At 64.8% G+C, this 17,455-nt stretch carries 16 protein-coding genes; 5 read left to right on the top strand and 11 right to left on the bottom strand.

Going from position 1 to position 17,455, the window contains the following annotated elements; genetic code table 11:
* Nucleotides 1-65: 65 nt before the first annotated feature.
* Nucleotides 66-1,001, bottom strand: a complete 936-nt coding sequence (locus HRU71_08530) for a hypothetical protein (protein QOJ03523.1) — start codon at nt 999-1,001, stop codon at nt 66-68.
* Nucleotides 1,002-1,413: 412 nt separating this feature from the next.
* Between HRU71_08530 and miaA the strand changes: the two genes are divergently transcribed.
* A complete protein-coding gene (gene miaA / locus HRU71_08525; GenBank protein ID QOJ03522.1) occupies nt 1,414-2,499 on the top strand; it encodes a tRNA (adenosine(37)-N6)-dimethylallyltransferase MiaA in 1,086 nt (361 codons plus the stop codon).
* 17 nt (nt 2,500-2,516) lie between these two features.
* Here miaA and rfbB read toward each other — a convergent pair whose 3' ends face one another.
* The 3 genes from rfbB to HRU71_08510 all read right to left on the bottom strand — a co-directional run bounded on the left by rfbB (nt 2,517) and on the right by HRU71_08510 (nt 4,871).
* The gene (gene rfbB, locus HRU71_08520) at nt 2,517-3,560 is read right to left on the bottom strand and encodes a dTDP-glucose 4,6-dehydratase (GenBank protein QOJ04966.1); all 1,044 of its coding nucleotides are present in this window, start codon (nt 3,558-3,560) and stop codon (nt 2,517-2,519) included.
* 71 nt (nt 3,561-3,631) lie between these two features.
* A complete protein-coding gene (locus HRU71_08515; protein ID QOJ04965.1) occupies nt 3,632-4,348 on the bottom strand; it encodes an NTP transferase domain-containing protein in 717 nt (238 codons plus the stop codon).
* A gap of 67 nt (nt 4,349-4,415) precedes the next feature.
* Nucleotides 4,416-4,871, bottom strand: a complete 456-nt coding sequence (locus tag HRU71_08510; protein ID QOJ04964.1) for a dTDP-4-dehydrorhamnose 3,5-epimerase family protein — start codon at nt 4,869-4,871, stop codon at nt 4,416-4,418.
* 601 nt (nt 4,872-5,472) lie between these two features.
* On the opposite strand from HRU71_08510, the gene HRU71_08505 reads away from it, so the two are divergent.
* The 3 genes from HRU71_08505 to HRU71_08495 all read left to right on the top strand — a co-directional run bounded on the left by HRU71_08505 (nt 5,473) and on the right by HRU71_08495 (nt 8,906).
* Nucleotides 5,473-6,051 (top strand): cysteine dioxygenase family protein, encoded by a 579-nt coding sequence (locus HRU71_08505; protein QOJ03521.1) that lies wholly within the window; start codon nt 5,473-5,475, stop codon nt 6,049-6,051.
* A gap of 24 nt (nt 6,052-6,075) precedes the next feature.
* Nucleotides 6,076-7,482 carry an FAD/NAD(P)-binding protein gene (locus HRU71_08500; protein QOJ03520.1) on the top strand — a complete coding sequence of 469 codons (1,407 nt, stop codon included), beginning with the start codon at nt 6,076-6,078 and terminating at the stop codon, nt 7,480-7,482.
* A 110-nt stretch (nt 7,483-7,592) separates the two neighbouring features.
* The gene (locus HRU71_08495; protein QOJ03519.1) at nt 7,593-8,906 is read left to right on the top strand and encodes a UDP-glucose/GDP-mannose dehydrogenase family protein; all 1,314 of its coding nucleotides are present in this window, start codon (nt 7,593-7,595) and stop codon (nt 8,904-8,906) included.
* Here the strand turns inward: HRU71_08495 and HRU71_08490 are convergent.
* The 4 genes from HRU71_08490 to HRU71_08475 all read right to left on the bottom strand — a co-directional run bounded on the left by HRU71_08490 (nt 8,873) and on the right by HRU71_08475 (nt 11,906).
* The gene (locus tag HRU71_08490; protein ID QOJ03518.1) at nt 8,873-9,163 is read right to left on the bottom strand and encodes a hypothetical protein; all 291 of its coding nucleotides are present in this window, start codon (nt 9,161-9,163) and stop codon (nt 8,873-8,875) included. The two genes, HRU71_08495 and HRU71_08490, sit on opposite strands and share 34 nt — an antisense overlap.
* Nucleotides 9,164-9,321: 158 nt before the next feature.
* A complete protein-coding gene (locus HRU71_08485) occupies nt 9,322-10,263 on the bottom strand; it encodes a hypothetical protein (GenBank protein ID QOJ03517.1) in 942 nt (313 codons plus the stop codon).
* Nucleotides 10,264-10,277: 14 nt separating this feature from the next.
* Complete coding sequence (locus HRU71_08480; protein ID QOJ03516.1) at nt 10,278-11,171, bottom strand: 4-hydroxy-tetrahydrodipicolinate synthase; 894 nt, start codon at nt 11,169-11,171, stop codon at nt 10,278-10,280.
* 3 nt (nt 11,172-11,174) lie between these two features.
* On the bottom strand, nt 11,175-11,906 hold the full coding sequence (locus tag HRU71_08475; protein QOJ03515.1) for a pyridoxine 5'-phosphate synthase: 732 nt from the start codon (nt 11,904-11,906) through the stop codon (nt 11,175-11,177).
* A 106-nt stretch (nt 11,907-12,012) separates the two neighbouring features.
* Here HRU71_08475 and HRU71_08470 point away from each other — a divergent pair, with 106 nt between their 5' ends.
* Nucleotides 12,013-12,819, top strand: coding sequence for an alpha/beta fold hydrolase (locus HRU71_08470; GenBank protein QOJ03514.1), 807 nt, complete (start codon nt 12,013-12,015; stop codon nt 12,817-12,819).
* Here the strand turns inward: HRU71_08470 and HRU71_08465 are convergent.
* From HRU71_08465 to HRU71_08455, 3 genes are read right to left on the bottom strand one after another with little or no spacing between them, the layout of a single operon-like run.
* Nucleotides 12,789-13,505, bottom strand: a complete 717-nt coding sequence (locus HRU71_08465; protein ID QOJ03513.1) for an NAD(P)H-hydrate epimerase — start codon at nt 13,503-13,505, stop codon at nt 12,789-12,791. The genes HRU71_08470 and HRU71_08465 overlap by 31 nt on opposite strands.
* Complete coding sequence (locus HRU71_08460) at nt 13,502-15,469, bottom strand: tetratricopeptide repeat protein (protein QOJ03512.1); 1,968 nt, start codon at nt 15,467-15,469, stop codon at nt 13,502-13,504. The genes HRU71_08465 and HRU71_08460 overlap by 4 nt, the downstream gene beginning before the upstream one ends.
* A 5-nt stretch (nt 15,470-15,474) precedes the next feature.
* Complete coding sequence (locus HRU71_08455; GenBank protein QOJ03511.1) at nt 15,475-17,436, bottom strand: tetratricopeptide repeat protein; 1,962 nt, start codon at nt 17,434-17,436, stop codon at nt 15,475-15,477.
* Nucleotides 17,437-17,455 lie beyond the last annotated feature (19 nt).

The following is a 17,455-nucleotide window of genomic DNA, read 5'->3' as shown; positions in this document are numbered from 1 at the left end:
GGCGCTGGGTTCAATCGTCTCGACTGCGCCGAATGCTTCATCCGGCGCTCACTGCGACGACGGACTTAGCTCTTCGTCACCTTCTCCGCCGCCGCCATCGCCGCCTCGTACTGCGCCTTCACCAGCGCCATTCGGGCCGACGTCTCGCAGGTCAGCTTCTCGTTCTTCACGACAAAGGTCACCTTCCCCTCGGCCTTCGCCTTCGGGCAGACCTTCGACGCGCAATCCACTTCCTTGCCGTCCACGATGTACTTCATCGACACCGGCTTGATCGCCGCCAGCACCATCTCACGCGCCTTCTGCGCCTCTTCCATCGTGTCGAACATCCGGCCCGCCACCATGAACTTCATGCCCTTGTCCTTCGAGCAGCTCGACTCGCCGGTTGCCACGAATGTGCCCGGGCGGTTCTTCACGTCCGCCGAACTCTTGTTCTTGTTGCACGTGCCCGGCTCGGTGTTGCCCGTCACCGCCGCCATGTTCACCTTCGTCGTCTGGACAGCCGGCTCGCTCTCGCCCGACTTCGAGCAGGAGGCGGATGCGGCCTTCGTCTTGCTGCACGACGCCATTTGCTTGTCGTTGCAGTAGCGGATCTCGCCATCCTTCACGCAGGCGATCGTCGTGAACTTGCTGATGAACTCCTCCGACGCCGCAACCAGCGCCGCTTCGGCCTTGTCCTTGCTGTCGTACGTTTCACCGGCCACGACGTACACGATCTTGCTCTTGGCCGCCTCGGCCGCCTTGCCGGCCTCCATCGGGCAGTTGTACGTCTTGTCGCCGACCTTCATCACCATCGTCGGCATGCCCGTCTTCGAGCAGCAGCCTTCCTTCATCGACGCCATCGTCACCTTCACCGCGTCCTTGCAGCAGCCCTGTTTGGCCGCGGCCGTTGTCCCTTTGGCGCCCTCTTTGTCCTTGCAGCAACCCGGCCCGGCCATCGTCATCGTGCTCAGACAACACACGATCGCCACAGCCAGCATCCCACAGACCATTCGCTTCATCATCGTTGAACTCCCGTTTTCGACTCGCATTCCCGACGGCAGGGGCTTCCCCGCGGCCACGCAGCCGCTTGTCATCCCTCGCCTGATTTCCATTTCGTACCCGAGCGCCCCGTCAGCCGGCCCGCAGCCCCGCGACACTCCTGGAGACTCATACGTTACGATCCTGCCCCCGGTTTCGCCAACACCCTGTGAAACAATCCTGCAACAAGTTCGTGCCCGCCCTGCGGGATTCGACCACCCGACTAATAAAACCACCCCTTCGCCCGGCTTATTCCTCATTTCAGCCTTAGCATTTGCTTTCGCCACCAGATTCCTCCCGCCCCGGTCGAGCGTCACTATCTCATGAGATCAGCGGACTTTATAGTTCACGCTTGTGACCGCCCAGTTCCCCAACTCCGACGTGTCCCGACTTCGCATGGTCCTACTGCTGGGAACCACCGCCAGCGGCAAGACCGCCGCCGCCCTCACCCTTGCACCGCTTCTGAACGCCGAAATCGTCAGCATCGACTCCATGCAGGTCTATCGCCGCATGGACATCGGCACGGCCAAGCCGACGCCTGCCGAACGCGCCGCTGTGCGGCATCACCTGATCGACGTGGTCGAGCCGAGCGAATCGTTCAGCGTCGCGCGATTCGTGGAACTGGCCGACGCGGCCATTGCAGACATCACGGCGCGGGGCAAGACCGTGCTGGCCGTCGCCGGCACGCCGCTCTACCTGATGGGACTCATGTATGGGATGTTCGAGGGGCCGTCGGCCGATGAGGCGTTTCGCGTGGCGCTGCGCGAGCGAGCCGCGCGCGAAGGCACGCCGGCCCTGCACGCGGAATTGGCGGCCATCGACTCGGCCGCCGCGGCCCGGATTCACCCCAACGATCTCAAACGCATCGAACGAGCGCTGGAAGTCCATCGCCTCACCGGCCGGCCGCTTAGCGCCATGCAGACCCAGTGGGACGCGGCCCATCTGCGCTACCCGGCCGTGGTGGTCGGCATCCGGCGCGAGAAAGAGGATACGTCGCGTCGAATCAATCAGCGCGTGCGGCAGATGTTCGACGCGGGTCTTGTTGACGAGGTGCGCGCGCTGCTGGGTGAGCAGCGCGATGATGCAACACCCTCTCCCTCCCAGGAAGTGAGCCTTGCAACAACACCCTCTCCCTTCAAGGGAGAGGGCCGGGGTGAGGGTCAAGCTCACGACACAACCGGCATCGCTTCCTCCTCACCCAACCCTCTCTCCCAAGGGGGGAGAGGACCGATGGCAGCGCTAAGCGACCAGGCCCGCCAGGCCGTCGGCTACGCGGAGATCCTCGCGCACCTTCGTGGCGAATGCTCGCTGGACGACGCCATCGAACAGATCAAGATCAACACGCGGCGGCTCGCCAAGCACCAGCGCACGTGGTTCCGCAAGTTTCCGATGACCCGCTGGGTGGATGTGACCGCCGACGAATCGGAGGAGTCCGTGGCTCGCCGGCTGCTTGACGCGATTCAATCGCCGGGCCAACCGTAGGCTGGGTGTTGCCCGCCCTACCGCCCCGCGTACATCTGCTCGTAGTACCGCTGATATGCCCCGCTGGTGACATGGTCCAGCCACGGCGTGTTGCTCAAGTACCACTCGATCGTCCGCGCCAGGCCCGTTTCAAAATCCACCATCGGCGACCAGCCCGTTTCGCTGCGCACGCGTGAGGAATCAATCGCGTAGCGAAAATCGTGCCCCGGTCGATCTTTGACAAACGTCAACAAGCTCTCCGGCTTGCCCATCGCCGACAGGATCGCCCGCACGACCTCCAGATTCGACCGTTCGCTGCTTCCGCGCTCATTGCGCCCGCGTTCGCCGCTGCCGCCGATGTTGTACACCCGCTGCGCCCGGCCCCGCGTCAGCACCGCCCAGATTGCCCGGCAATGGTCCTCCACGTGAATCCAGTCGCGCACGTTTCTCCCGTCGCCATAAACCGGCAGCGGTTTGTTCTGCCGCGCGTTGTGGATCATCAGCGGGATCATCTTCTCGGGAAACTGATACGGGCCGTAGTTGTTCGAGCAGCGCGTGATCTGCACGGGCAGGCCGTAGGTCGTGCCGAAGGCCAGCACGAGATGATCGGCCCCGGCCTTCGACGCGCTGTAGGGCGAGTGCGGATCCAGCGGCGTCTCCTCGGTGAATGTGCCCGTCTCGCCGAGCGAGCCATAGACCTCGTCGGTGCTGATCTGCACGAAGCGCTTCACACCCGCGTCGCGCGCCGCCAGCAGAAGCGACAATGTTCCTTCTACGTTTGTCTTGACAAAGGCACGGGGCCCGGTGATCGACCGATCAACGTGGCTCTCGGCGGCGAAGTTGATGATCGCCTCCACATCTTGCGCGCGGCAGGCGGCCGTCATCGCCTCGGTGTCGCAGATGTCGGCGCGGATAAAGGTATGCCGCGCGTCGCGGGCCACGTCGGCGAGATTCTCCAGGTTGCCGGCGTAAGTCAGCGCGTCGACGTTCACGACGCGCGCGACCGGCCCGTCGCCCAATTCCCCTTTCAGCATCATCCGCACAAAGTTCGAGCCGATGAACCCCGCCCCGCCGGTGACCATCACGACGCGCGGAACAAACGCCTCACCGCCGCTCGCGGGATGGCGCGATGAATTCGACTCTCCGGCATCGCTCACGCGCCGCCCCCCATCACCAGTTGCTGCACGCGGGCGAACGATTCAAACGTCCCCGCGTCGCTCCACCACCCCTTGAGCATTCCGAACGTCAGTTCCCCGCGCTTCAGATAGGCGTTGTTTACGTCGGTGATTTCCAGTTCGCCGCGACCCGACGGCTTCAGTGTGCGGATGATGTCAAACACCGCGGCGTCGAAAAAGTAAATCCCCGTCACCGCGAGGCGAGACCTGGGCGACTTGGGCTTCTCCTCGATGGACACGATCTTGTCACCCATCACGTCCGCCACGCCGAACCGCTGCGGGTCCGGAACTTCCTTCAGCAACAAGCGCGCTCCCCGCTGTTGCGCGCGATACTTCGCCGCTTCGCTCGCCAGCTCGTCCTCAAAGATGTTGTCGCCGAGGATCACCGCCAGCCGCCCGCCGGCACAGAAATGCTCCGCCAGGCCCAACGCCTGCGCGATGCCGCCGGCCTCATCCTGAATCTTGTAGGTGAACCGCACGCCGAACTCGCGCCCCGAACCGAGCAGCTCCACCATGTCGCCCATGTGCTCGACGCCTGTGACGATGAGGATCTCTTCGATCCCCGCGCCGCGCAGCTTCTCGATCGGGTGATAGATCATCGGCTTGCGGCCGACCGGCAGCAGGTGCTTGTTCGTCACCTTGGTCAGCGGCAAGAGCCGACTGCCGGTTCCCCCCGCGAGTACAACGCCGCGCAGCATGTAGGCTTCCATTCTGGTTCGTTCGATTGCCGGCGCAATCGTCTCCTCGGAATCTGCGTCTGCCTCACCCGTCGCGGCGCGCCCAGACGTAGGGAATCTCCCCGCCGTGCGGGGCCGCGCGGTATTCGTCCGGCTGCGCGTAGTTGTAGCACTCCGTCGTCACGTTGATCACCATCGCCTCGGTGTCCGACGCGCACATCCAGCCGTGGTAGACCCCCGGCGGCACGCGAACCAAGGCCGGAAGATGTTCGCTCAAGTAGAGTTCATTCACTTCGCCGCGCGTTTTGGACCCTTCGCGCGCGTCGTACAACGCCAGCTTGATCGTCCCGCGCAGGCAGTAAAAATGGTCGGTCTGAAGCTTGTGGAAGTGCCATGCCTTCACGACGCCGGGGTAGGTGGTGGTGAAGTAAACCTGGCCGAACTTGGTGAACCACGGGTCGTCTGCCCGGAGGATTTCCCCGAGTCGACCGCGCTCATCCGGGATGACCTTGGCCCGCCTCGCCGCAACCCCGTCGATCAGGCGAGCGGTCCCACGAACCAGCAACCCCTCATCCTGAAAAACGACCCGTAGCGGCTGGGGCTCATTGGCGGAAGAAGGGCTAATAGCCATGCGTGTCCTTTTTTATTGTGGCAGAGGGGCGAGACCCGCTGTACGATGGGGAATTAAAGCCTGTGGCTGCTCTGGATTCAAACCGGCTGGCTTTCGAGTGGGAGTATCTTTGCTTGAAGAATGGAAGCGAAACAGGCTATTGACTCCTAATAGAGCCTGCATTAGTACTGCTTCTCTTAAAGGAGTGCGACATGCCTTCGATCGTTCGCAAGGGAAACCCGGTCCGGACAGTCACACTTAAGATTCCGGTGGAGCTTTACGAGAATCTCGCTCGATTGATTGCAGGCACAGGTTTCAGGAGTGTCACGGAGTTCGCGATTCATGTTCTGCGAGATGTTGCGTCGAACGGCAGCCTGGACTCCGCGGCGAGTGACACTCCTATAGAAGCATCAAAGGCTGTAAAGGATCGCCTTAGATCGCTTGGATACATTGATTGAAGCTCTTATAGGAGCGTATGGTGTCAGATAAAAGGACGCTCAAGGCAATTTGCACTCTTAAAAGGCTCCTTGATTTGCTCGATCAAGCTGGCGGGCCAGTTCCACCGCCTGGTCTGTTCGCCGCACTCGAGCGCTACAAGCCGAATCGTGATGAGCTGGCGAAGTACCAGGCGTTCAGCCGCGGGGGCTACCGACGCAACCTGATCCACACCGGCCCCGGCTACCAGGCGTGGCTGCTTTGCTGGAAGCGGGGGCAGTTCAGCCCGATTCATGACCACAGCGGCTCGGCCTGCGGTGTTCGAATCATACAAGGCGTCGCTGCGGAGACGGTCTTTCGCAAGCGGCGCGACGGGCGGCTGGTGCGCGGAAAAACTTTTACCCATTCGGTCGGGACCGTTATTGCATCGGTTGATCAGGATGTCCACACGATGGGCTGCATGGCCGATGCGGCGGAGGATCTCGTGTCGCTTCATATCTATTCGCCGGCGCTGACCGGCATGAAGTTTTATCCCGAGGAACTGGTGGTGAAGGTGTCGCCAAGCCGGTCGCGCCAATCCGCGTTGGCTTCCATTGCACCCGTCCGAGGCGTCAGCAAGCGCGTCAAGCGACCGCTCGCAGCATCCATCCGTGCGTCGAAGGCGCGCCGAGGCTGATCGAGCACACCCTTGAGCGGCCACATGCGAACCATCGTCATCGTCGGGGCGGGATTCAGCGGCACGCTGACAGCGGTCAATCTGCTGCGTCGAGCCGCGCGGGCGGTTGCCGAGGGCAGTCCGCCAGTGCACCGGCCCTTGCGATTGGTACTCGTCGAGCGAACGGGGCGATTCGGCGCGGGCGTCGCGTACGGCACCAACCACTACGAGCACTTGTTGAACGTGCCGACGGCGCGGATGAGCGCGTTTCCCGACGAGCCGGACGATTTTCTCAACTGGGCCCGCCGCCGGCAACCGGGCATCGAGGGGTATTCGTTTCTTCCGCGGCGGACGTACCGAGAGTACATCGAGCAGTTGCTCGCCGGCGCACGTCGGGCCTGCCCGCAGATCGACGTGGTGTTGCTGAAGGACGAGGTTCGCAGCGTGCGGCCGGATGAGGGCGAATCTTCGGCGCGGGTGGAGTTTGCCGATTCGCCGCCGATGAACGCGGATCGCGTCGTGCTGGCGCCGGGCAACTACGCGCCGCTGGACGTGCGCGCCGCCGGCGATGCTATTTATGAGACAGATTACTATATACGCGATCCGTGGGACGACGCGCGCTGCCGGCGAATCGACCCCGCACGGCCGGTGCTGATCATCGGCACCGGCCTGACCGCCGTGGACATCGTGCTGCGACTGGCCGCAAGCGGGCACACCGGCACGATTCACGCCGTCAGCCGCCACGGTCTGATGCCGCAGGCACATCGGCGCACCCCCGTTGCACCGATGCCGTCAGCGATCGAGGAACTTCCGGCCGCGCCGCGGTCCCTGCTCCGCGCGGTTCGCCGGCGCGTGCGCGAGGTGGAGCAGTGCGGCGGAGATTGGCGCGCGGTGGTCGACGGTCTGCGCGGCCCGACGGCGGCCGTCTGGCAGCGTTTCACGCTGGATCAGCGTCGGCAGTTCTTCCGGCACCTGCGTCACTTCTGGGAGATTCATCGCCATCGCATCGCGCCGGATGTGGCGGCGGTCTTCAATGATCTTGTGCAGAGCGGACGCGTGCAGGTTCACGCTGCGCGCATCGCGGCGTATCGTCTCAAGCCCGACGGCGTGGCCGTGGAAATTCATCCCCGCGCAGGGCACGAGCGATCACCGATCACGCTGGACGTTCATCGCGTCATCAATTGCACGGGTCCGAACGCCGATTTCACGCGCGTGGTCGATCCGCTTATTCGTCAACTGCTCGCCGACGGATGGATCCGCCCCGATCCCCTGCGGATCGGCCTGGACAGCACGCCGCGCGGCGCGCTGATCAACCGCGACGGGGCTCCTTCCACAATCCTTTTCACCGTCGGCCCGCCACGAAAACCGCTCACGTGGGAAAGCACGGCCGTGCCCGAACTGCGCCACCAGGCGGCGGACCTGGCGAACGTGCTTTTCGACCTGTTCCAATAATACGGTGCTTCGCAGGACTCGGTGAACTCACTGGATTGTGGTGCCGATGTGCTCGATAATGGGGCCAGCCATTCGGGCTGTGTGTATGAATCAGGCAGGGAAGTATCGACGTGAAAATCACCGTTGTCGGAACCGGGTACGTCGGGTTGGTGACAGGAGTCTGTCTTGCGGACACGGGCAATCACGTCGTGGGGTTGGATGTCGACCCGGACAAGGTTGCGCGGCTGTCGCGCGGTGAGTGCACCATCTTCGAGCCGGGACTGACCGATCTGCTCGTCGCCAATCTTGCCGCCGGACGCTTCAAGCTGACGACGAATCTGATCGAGGCGGTTCATCACGCCGAAGTCATTTTCATCTGCATCGGCACGCCGCCGAAGGCCGACGGCTCGGCCGATCTGTCGCACATCGAAACGGCGGTACAGGACATCGCGCGGGCGGTGAACAAAAAAACCATTCTCGTGATGAAGTCGACGGTGCCGGTCGGGACGAGCCAATGGGTGGAGAAGCTGGTCGCGCCGCTGGCGAAGCACCCGATCACCGTCATCAGCAATCCGGAGTTCCTGAAAGAAGGCACGGCGGTCAACGATTTTCAGAAACCCGATCGCGTCGTGATCGGCACCGAGGACGCCGACGCGGCAGCCGTGATGCAGCAGTTGTACCAGCCGTTTGTGCGAAACAATCATCCGATCATCATCGTGCGGCGGGCCGCATCGGAGATGATCAAGTACGCGGCGAACTGCTACCTCGCCACGCGCATCAGCTTCATCAATCACATCGCCAACATCTGCGAGAAGCTCGGCATCGACGTGAACGAAGTGCGCCAGGGCATCGGCTACGACGTGCGCATCGGCTCGCATTTCATGTACCCCGGCATCGGCTACGGCGGCAGTTGCTTCCCGAAGGACGTGCAGGCGCTGGCGCACGTCGCGCGGGAGGCCGGCGCGGACGGTGAGCTGCTGGAGATCGTGCACGCGATCAATGAACGGCAGAAAACGCTGTTGGCGGATCGGATACGCTCGCACTTCGGGAACGCGCTCGCGGGCAAGACCTTCGCCGTGTGGGGCATCGCGTTCAAGCCGCGCACCGATGACATCCGCGAGGCGCCAGCGCTGCGGATCATTGAAATTCTGCTGTCGGCCGGGGCGAAGGTTCGCGCGGCCGATCCGAAATCGCTGGACAATCTTCGCAAGGAGTTCGGCGACAAGATCGCATATTGCGGAGACGCCTACGACGCACTGACGGGCGCCGACGCGCTGGTGATCTGCACCGAGTGGAACGAGTACCGCACGCCGGATTTCGATCGCATCAAGTCATCGCTCAAGTCACCGGTCATCTTTGACGGGCGCAATCTGTACGACCCGGCCTATCTCAAGCGGCTGGGGTTTTCGTATTACTCGATCGGCCGCCCGGCGGTGAAGAGCTGACAAAACGACAAACGCCGATTCGACGGTCCCGTGGCGCGATGTTTCAGAGCCGCCACCGTGAGGGGGCGGGTTTTGCTTTCCGAGCCGCGCGGCTTGGATCGAGTGCTCGTCGGCGCGAGCGTCTCCGGATCGCGGTCACGCATCAGATACCGCGCCCGGCCGGGATGGTAGTGGGACTCCCGCGCCGAAAGCTTCACGTGATCGGTTGGCGGGTTCTTTGGACCGCCGTCCCATTCGCAGGTATCGGTCATCGCCATCCACACACGTCCTTGCGTCGTCGCTTCAATTGTAGGGTCCGCTATGCGGACCTCTGACCTCATTCACCATTTCGGTCCGTACAGCGGACCCTACGGAACTCTCACGAAATACCGTCCGGAGATTCCGGATGTTGAACTGCGAGCCAAGACATTCCGCCTTACGCATTCATGCCGAAGGTCGCGCGGAGGACGGCGCGGGCGTCGTGCTGGATCAGCGCGCCGATCGCGCCGAGGGCGGCGTATTCGATGGGCAGCGGGCGGGTCATCGGGCGGAGCACCAGGTAGCTGCCGGTCTTGACCGATTGCGCGACGGCCGCGCTGCTGGGCGCGCCGACGACGTATGCCACGGTCGCGACGATTCCCACGCAAAGCAGCGTCCAGAGGTTCGAGCGCAGATCGAAGCAGGCGTGGGCAACGAGCGCCGCCGTGACAAAGCCGAAGGCGACGGCAAAGTAGACCTGGCCGCGGAAGATTGGGGAGTTCTCCCGGCCGATGGCAAAGGAGATGACCAGCCACGCGACAACGGTCGAGATCGCGATCGCGCCGGCCGACTGGCGGATGTCCGAGGGTCCGACGGGTCTGGACTCGGCGGGGCGGGTCTCGAACCAGCCGTCGACCCAGCGACCGGCAACGTATCCGACGGCGATCAGGCCGAGCCAGAGCCAGGTTTCGGCGGCGAGTCCCCACGTGGGGTAGGGGTCCGGGAGCGATCCCTCGGCGCCGGCGGCCGCGGATGATGCCACAATACTGACACGGTGGAGGATGAGTTTGTCCATCTGCGCCCCGCGCGCGGCGAGCGTCGCGAGGCCGACCGCCACCGCCAGCGGACCGCGCGCGGCCGTGCCGGCGCCGGCGATCGCCACGGCCAGCCCGCTCGAAACAATCGCCAGGCCAAGCAACTCGGCCATGGTGATCAGCCCGCTGGGGACATCAATCAGCGAGACCGGGCCGCCGGGATCGACATGTCCCAGCGCCCACGGGCCGACGTACCAGAAGATGGCTGCGGCGACGGCGAGGCCGGACAGCAAACGAATTTGTCGAATCAAGGTGCGGCCGGCGCTGGGAACAGGGTCGGCGGTCGCGGGCGAGACGTCGGTCATGGTGAGGGCCTTGATCACGCGGGTTGCCGGGCGGGCAGGGCGCCGAGCAAAGGCGCGACAATTGTCTGTAATTCGCGGCGTCTGGCCGGCTCCATCGGGCAGAGCGGCAGGCGGAACTCTTCGGCCATCATGCCACCCAGGGCCAGGGCCGTCTTGATCGGCACGGGATTGGTGTCCAGGCGCATGAGCGCGCGAGCGACGGGGAACAGTTTCTGATGCGCGGCGCGGGCCGCGTTCAGATCGCCCGCCAGCGCCGCGGTCGTGAGCGCCGCCGTCTCGCGCGGCATGAGATTCGCAACGACGCTCACGGAACCGACCGCGCCGACCGCCATGAGGGAGGCGGTCAGCGTGTCGTCTCCGCTCAAGATCGCGATGTCGCTCGCGGCGGCCAGTTCGCTCGCGCCGTCGATGGAACCGGTCGCGTGCTTGACGGCGACGATGTTGGAATGATCGGCGCGCAGCCGCGCGATCGTCTCGACGGGAATCTCCACGCCCGTTCGCCCGGGAATGTTGTACAACACCATCGGCGCGCCCAGGGCCGAGGCGAGGTAGCTGAAATGCTGATACAGCCCGCGCGGGCTGGGCCGGTTGTAATATGGCGACACAATCATGACACCCATCGCGCCGGCCTTCATCGCCGCCTGCGCCAGGGCCAGCGCGTGTTCGGTGCAGTTGCTGCCCGCACCGGCCAGCACGGGCACGCGGCCGCGCGATCGCTTCACGACGGCAGCGATGATTTGCGCCTGTTCTTCATCGGAGAGCGTCGGCGATTCGCCCGTCGTGCCGCACGGTACCAGACCGCTGACGCCGCCGGCGATGACGTAATCGACCAGCTCGTCCAGCGCGCGGAAATCGACCGCTCCGTCGGCGAACGGCGTGACCAGCGCGACATACGTTCCCTTGAACATGACCTAACCCTTCGGGCTGTGCTGCAACAGCAGTTGATTCATTTCGCTGACGGCCGCTCGCAATCCGGTGAAGATCGCCCGCGCGATGATGCTATGGCCGATGTTGAATTCGCAAAAGCCCCGCATCGCGGCGACCGGCGCGACGTTGCGGTAGGTCAGACCGTGCCCGGCGTGAACCTCCAGGCGGGATTTCAATCCCAATTCGAGCCCTGCCTGCAAGTCGGCGAGCCGCTTTTGCCGCTCGGCCGGGGTTTTTGCGTTGGCATAACCGCCGGTCCAAAGCTCAATCGCCTCGAAACCCATGTCGGTCGAGGCGCGAATCTGATCCGCCACCGGCTCGATGTACGCGCTGCAAACAATCCCCGCGCCGCGCAGCCGATCGACGACGCTCTTGAGCCGCGCGCCGAGACCAACCACGTCCAGCCCGCCTTCGGTGGTGATCTCCTCGCGCCGTTCGGGCACGAGTGTGCACTGCGTGGGTCGATTGCGCAGCGCGATGTCCACGATTTCCGGCGCGATGGCCATCTCCATGTTCAGCTTGACGTTGACGACTTCTTTCAGCGCGGGCACGTCGCGATCGATGATGTGCCGCCGGTCCTCGCGCAGGTGGAAGGTGATGCAGGCCGCGCCGCCGAGTTGAGCTTCGACCGCCGCCCAGACCGGGTCGGGCTCGTCGGTGCGCCGGGCCTGGCGGACGGTCGCCACGTGATCGATGTTGACGCCGAGTTGAGCCATGGTCCCCCGCATTATAGATGAACGGCGGCGGGTCACAATTTCCACGCGCCTTGTTCCCAACCCGCCGCCGCGATGTAGAATGCCCCTTCCTCGCGCGAGGTCTTGCATGCAAAGCAACCTGGAGATTTCCGTCGGGCGGCAGAAGATCGCCGCCTGTCTGCACCGCCCCGACCCCGGCAGGTCGGCCATCGCCGCGCCGGTGGTTGTCTGCTGTCACGGCCTGACCGGCACGCGCGTCGGATCGTCGTATCGCTACGTCACGCTCGCCCGCCGGCTGGTCGCCGAGAACATCGCCTGCCTTCGGTTTGACTTTCGCGGCTGCGGCGAGAGCGACGGTCGCTTTGAGGATGTCACAGCGGCGTCGTTGCAGGACGACTTGCTCGCCGTCATGGCGGCGGTCGATCACCTGCCCAACTGCGACCCGACCTGCGTCGGCATGATAGGCAGCAGCTTCGGCGCGTTCACCATCTCCATGTGCGCCAATCGCATTCCCAGCTTGCGGTGTCTTGTGTTCCTCGCGCCGGTGGCCGATCCGGCTGCACTGATCGCGCGCGACATGAACGAGGCCGCCTGGGCGCTCGTGCGGAAGCAGGGCTGGATCGATCATCACGGGCAAAAACTCGGCGCGGGCTTTCTCGACACGCTGCCGACCGAGAACGGGCCGGCGCGCCTCGCCCCGTGGATGAAGCCATTGTTGATCTATCACGGCAGTCACGACCACGCCGTGCCTCCGGAGCAGGGTCAGGCGTACGAAGCCGTGGCGCGTGCGCGAGGGGTTGAGGCGAAGTTCGTTTCAGTGGAGTCGGGCGATCACGGCATGCGCACGGTGGTGGCGACCGAGCAGATCATCGAGGGAAGCGTGGCGTGGCTGCGGCGGTTTCTTCATCCGGACTTGCCCGTCAAGGCATCCTGAATCGCCGCGCGCGGCGCGCCGATATCGACCACATGCACCTGGCCTAGCCAATCTCGCGCGGCCGGATTCCTGAAACCGATCTTTTGAGCAACAAACGTGATGGTGTGATCCGCACGCACGGTCGGATCGGCGGCGTCGCCCGTGTCGCAGTCCAGACCAGAGGGGATGTCCACGGCGAAGACGGTGTGCGGCGGCTGCGTGGCGTCAGCCGTGCGCAGTGAGTTGATGGCTCGAATGAGCGAGGCGATTGGTTCGCGTGGAGGGCCGCTCGCTCCGGTGCCCAGCAGCGCATCCACGATGACGCCGGTGGGTGTGAATCGCTGCCGCGCGGCATCGGCATCGCTTGCACGCGAGATCACCGTCCCGGGCAGGTTCATGCGCTGCGTGATTCGGAAGTTGACCTGCGCGTCGCCGGTGAGTCGATCGGCCGGGCAGGCGAGGAGCAGTTCAACCATCCAGCCGGCGTTGGCAAGATGGCGTGCGATGACGAACCCGTCTCCGCCGTTGTTGCCCGGGCCGCAGGCGATGATCGCGCCGTGCGCGGACGGGCATGTTTGGCGAATGATCTCCGCCGCGCCGCGACCGGCGTTTTCCATCAGCACGATCCCGGGAACGCCGTAAGCCTCGATCGCGCGTTGATCAACGCGCCGCACCTGCTCGCGCGATAGCAGAAGTTCCTGGTTCATGGCGAACCTGCCTCCGGCGCGCGAACCGGTGCGGACGTTGGCGAGCCCATGGACGCCACCTTTTCTCGAAGTTGTGCCACCGTTGCGTCCAACTCCGCGGTTGAAAGACGTTTCTGCCGTCTCAATGACACGGCGCGCTCGTAGCACGCGAGCGCTTCAGCCGGTTGCCCCGTCGCGACCAGCGCCGTGCCGAGGTTCCAGGTGACGGTGGCGTTGGTGGGGTCCGCCGCGATCGCCTCGCGATAAAGCACCAACGCAAGGTCCGCACGCTTCGCGCGGTGCATGGCTTCGTCGGCCACCTCCGCCAGAACCTCCGCCGGGTTGCGGCCGAGGGCGACCGCTTCGCGCAGGGCGGCCCGTGCGGCATCCAGTTCGCCCAGGTGTGTGTGCGACTTGGCCAGCTCGATCCAGCCGCGCGACTGGTTTCGTCCCAGGCCGGTCTCCAGCGCGCGGCGGATCGCGGTCACACTGTCCCGCGGGCGCCCATGCATTCGTAGCGCGAGACCGTACACGCCCCAGACTTCGCTGTCGGTCGGCAGGAGTTCGACGGCGCGGGCGGAGAGACGCAGCGCTTCGGCGGCGTCGTCCTCGTCGATGGCGATGGTGGCCAGGTGCATGAACGGTTTTCCCTGGCGCGGAGCGGACTGCGTGATCTGTGAGTAAAGCGTTTTGGAATCGGCCCAGACGTTCTGCTGCGCGCGGGTGAGAATGATGAAGGGGATCAGCGTGAGCGCGACCGCAGCGCGATACGCGCCGTTGCGTCGATGCATGAAAAGATCGCCGCGCCAGAGCAGGACCGTCAGCGGCATCAGCAGAAAAATCAGCGGCAGATAGAGGAACCGATCCGCGACGCAGGTTCCCGTAAAACGAATGCCGCCCAGCGTCGGCGCCAGCAGCAACAGAAACGCAACCAGACCGCTGAACAGCGGCGGCCAGCGCCGGCGCGCCGCCAGCACGAGCAAACCAATCGACGCCGCGCAGGCCACCCCCGCCAGGATCGCCGGATTGGAGAACGTCAGATCCTCCGGAATCGCGCGATACGGCGACAAATGCATCGGCCAGACAAGATTGCCCAGATAGAGCATAAGGTTGTACGCGATCAGGCCGGCAAGACGCAGTATCACCGCCCAATTCTGTACCGACGGCACGGCCAATGCGTCGGGCGCGGAGGCCTGCGATTCCCACGCGACCCAGGCCGTCACGACCATCCAGACGCCGAAAGGCCATTTCGACGTCAGGTGCGGCGCGATCCGCCTTCGCAGCGGCCAGCGATCCAGCAGCGGGAAGACGAGCGGGAGTAAGACGGTTGTCGGCTTGGCAAGCGTCGCCAGTGCGTACCATCCGCAGGCCGCCCATGCGATCCCGCCGCCGCGCCGCGCGCCGTGCCGCAGGTAGGCGTGAATCGCCAGAATCGCAAACAACGTCGCCAGCACCGTCTTGCGCTGCGAGATCCAGCAGACGGCCTCGACCTGCGCCGGGTGCAACGCGAAAAGCGCCGCAGCGAAGGCCGGCGCGAACAAGGGTTCCTTTCCGTCCGCAGCGCCGCTACGGGTGCGATGAAGCGTCAAGGCCGTTCGCAGCAGGGCAAAGACCAGCACCGCGTTGATCGCATGGATCAGGACGTTGGTAAAGTGAAACAGTCCCGGACCGGCGTCGGAGCGCCCCACGATCAGCGAATCGAGCATCAGCGAGGCCATCGTCAGCGGCTGGTAGTAGCCGTCGACGGTCTGCGGATGAAGCACTTCGGTAAAGAACGCCTTCAGCCCGTCGAGCGACGGTTCGCGCACGCGCGGGTTTTCCACGACGTATTGATGGTCGTCCAGCCGCACAAAATCAAATCGCAGGCACGCTCCATAGATCAACAGGGTTGCGATGACCAGCCCCCAGCCGATGCGCCGCGCTAACCCGCGCGTTCCCACGTCCACCGGGGCCGACGGGATCTCGTTGCGATGCTCTCTACTCACGCGCACTATCCCTGACGCCCCCGCGCACCAGTCGCCGGCAACCACTCGACGCCTTCCAGCACCGTCGGCGGCGCGGCACTCAAGTCGATCAATTCTTCAAATCCCGGATGATCGTGCAGTCGGCGCAATGCGTCAAACGTCGCTGCGCGCGCCGAGGCCGACGGCTCCTGCGCGACGGCCATCGCCAGATGCCGCCGCGCCAGCTCGATGTTGTCGTTCATGGCCCATGCCGCCGCCAGGCCGAGGTTCACCACCCAGTCGCTGCGCACCCGCAGCGCCTCCTGAAACTCGCGCCGCGCCGAAGCCGCGCGCTCCACGCGCAGGTAGGCGTGCCCCAGGCCGACGTGGATGGCTGCCGAGTTCGGATCCAGATCGCGCGCCCGCTCCAGAAAGCGAATCGCATCCTCGGTCTGGCCCGTCCGCGCCAACGCCACACCGAGGTTCTGCAAACACGCGATCCAGTCGCGATTGCTTTCCAGCGCGCGACGCAACGGCGCGACCGCCTCCGCTGCGCGATGGTCCCGGTGCAGCAGCAGCACCGTGCCGAGATAAAATTGCGTCTGCGGATCGGTTGGCGCGAGATCGACCGCGCGCCGCGCGTGCCGTAAGGCCCCGTCCAGATCGTTCTCGTCGATGCAGGCTTCGATCAGACCGATGTGGCCGCCGGTCCAGCGCGGGTAACGCGCCAGCACCTGCGCGTACAAATCGCGACTGTTGTCCCAGATCAACGTCTGCCCGTAGGCCAGCACGCCGAACGTGATGACCACTGCCGCTGTCGCGAGCGGCGCCACGCGCGCCAACCCGGCATTCCGCATCGCCTGTGCGCGCGCGCGGCCTGACTCGTCCGCTGGCCTTGCTCGACAGGCCGCTGCGAGGCACAGAAGCGGGATCACCGCGATCGCGTACAACCATGCATCGTGTAACAACTCGCCGCCCGATGCGCTCCACCACAGCGCCGGCGCCGTCAACGCCACAGACCCCGTCGCCGCCACAAACGATGGCCGATGCCTCAATAATGTCATCACCCATGCCGCCGCCAGCACCGCCGCCGTCACCATCGGCCACACGCCCGCCGATTCATTCAACGGATAGAACGGCGACAATCGCACCGGCCACACCACGCGTCCCAGGGCCGACACGACGTTCATCGACAGCCATTCGCCCCAGCCGATTTCCCGAGCCGCCGCGCCGCTTGCCGGCAATACGCCCCACGCGGTCACCGCGATCGACGTCCCGAGGAACACCAGCATCGGGGATTTTTCCAGCAGGCTTTGCAGCCCCGCTCGTCGCAGCGGCCACACATCCAGCAACACCAGCACCAGCGGCGCAGCCACGTACAACGGGCTGGCCAGCGCCGCCAACAGATACCAGCCGTACACCGGCAGCGTCCAGCGCAGTCGTGCGTTGCGGGCAAGCCGCAAGTACGCGGAGACCATCAGCAGCGTGAAGAATCCGCCGAGCAGGACTTCGCGCCGGCTGAACGATGCAACCGACTCGGCCTGCAACGGATGCAGCGCGAAAAGCAATCCTGCCGCCAGCCCGATCCAGACGCGGCCTGACAATCTCGCAGCGATGACAAACACAAGGATCGCATTGAGCGCGTGCAAGGTCAGATTCGTCAGCCGCACTTGAAACGGCTGCACCAGCGGCGTATCGGACAGGTACGCGTCCATGGCGTACGACACCCGCGTCAGCGGCGAGAGCGACACGGCCGTGCGGCGCGGCGAGACGAGATGAAGCAAGAATTGTCTGGGGTTCGAGCACATCATCCACGCATCGCGCTGCGACTCCGCGAGGATCGCGCGGTCGGCCGAACCGACCATCCCAGCGGTCAGCGCGGGGTGAAACACCGCGAAGACGGCCGCGCCGATCATCGCCGCGCCGAGGAAAGCCGGCAGGAACCGAAGACCAGCCGTCGGAACGGTCGGCGCTGAAATCGGGCGTGCAATCGGCGGATCAGTTGCCATGGTGTCGAAGATCGGGATC

This window comes from Planctomycetia bacterium (assembly GCA_015200345.1).
GTDB lineage: Bacteria > Planctomycetota > Phycisphaerae > UBA1845 > UTPLA1 > PLA3.
This window is presented reverse-complemented; position numbering and strand designations above follow the sequence as displayed.

Excerpts from the sequence above, each read along its gene's own strand:
- HRU71_08530 (QOJ03523.1), bottom strand. The coding sequence starts at position 1,001 with ATGATGAAGCGAATGGTCTGTGGGATGCTGGCTGTGGCGATCGTGTGT.
- miaA (QOJ03522.1), top strand. The coding sequence starts at position 1,414 with ATGGTCCTACTGCTGGGAACCACCGCCAGCGGCAAGACCGCCGCCGCC.
- rfbB (QOJ04966.1), bottom strand. The coding sequence starts at position 3,560 with ATGGTCACCGGCGGGGCGGGGTTCATCGGCTCGAACTTTGTGCGGATG.
- HRU71_08500 (QOJ03520.1), top strand. The coding sequence starts at position 6,076 with ATGCGAACCATCGTCATCGTCGGGGCGGGATTCAGCGGCACGCTGACA.
- HRU71_08490 (QOJ03518.1), bottom strand. The coding sequence starts at position 9,163 with ATGGCGATGACCGATACCTGCGAATGGGACGGCGGTCCAAAGAACCCG.
- HRU71_08485 (QOJ03517.1), bottom strand. The coding sequence starts at position 10,263 with ATGACCGACGTCTCGCCCGCGACCGCCGACCCTGTTCCCAGCGCCGGC.
- HRU71_08480 (QOJ03516.1), bottom strand. The coding sequence starts at position 11,171 with ATGTTCAAGGGAACGTATGTCGCGCTGGTCACGCCGTTCGCCGACGGA.
- HRU71_08475 (QOJ03515.1), bottom strand. The coding sequence starts at position 11,906 with ATGGCTCAACTCGGCGTCAACATCGATCACGTGGCGACCGTCCGCCAG.
- HRU71_08470 (QOJ03514.1), top strand. The coding sequence starts at position 12,013 with ATGCAAAGCAACCTGGAGATTTCCGTCGGGCGGCAGAAGATCGCCGCC.
- HRU71_08465 (QOJ03513.1), bottom strand. The coding sequence starts at position 13,505 with ATGAACCAGGAACTTCTGCTATCGCGCGAGCAGGTGCGGCGCGTTGAT.
- HRU71_08455 (QOJ03511.1), bottom strand. The coding sequence starts at position 17,436 with ATGGCAACTGATCCGCCGATTGCACGCCCGATTTCAGCGCCGACCGTT.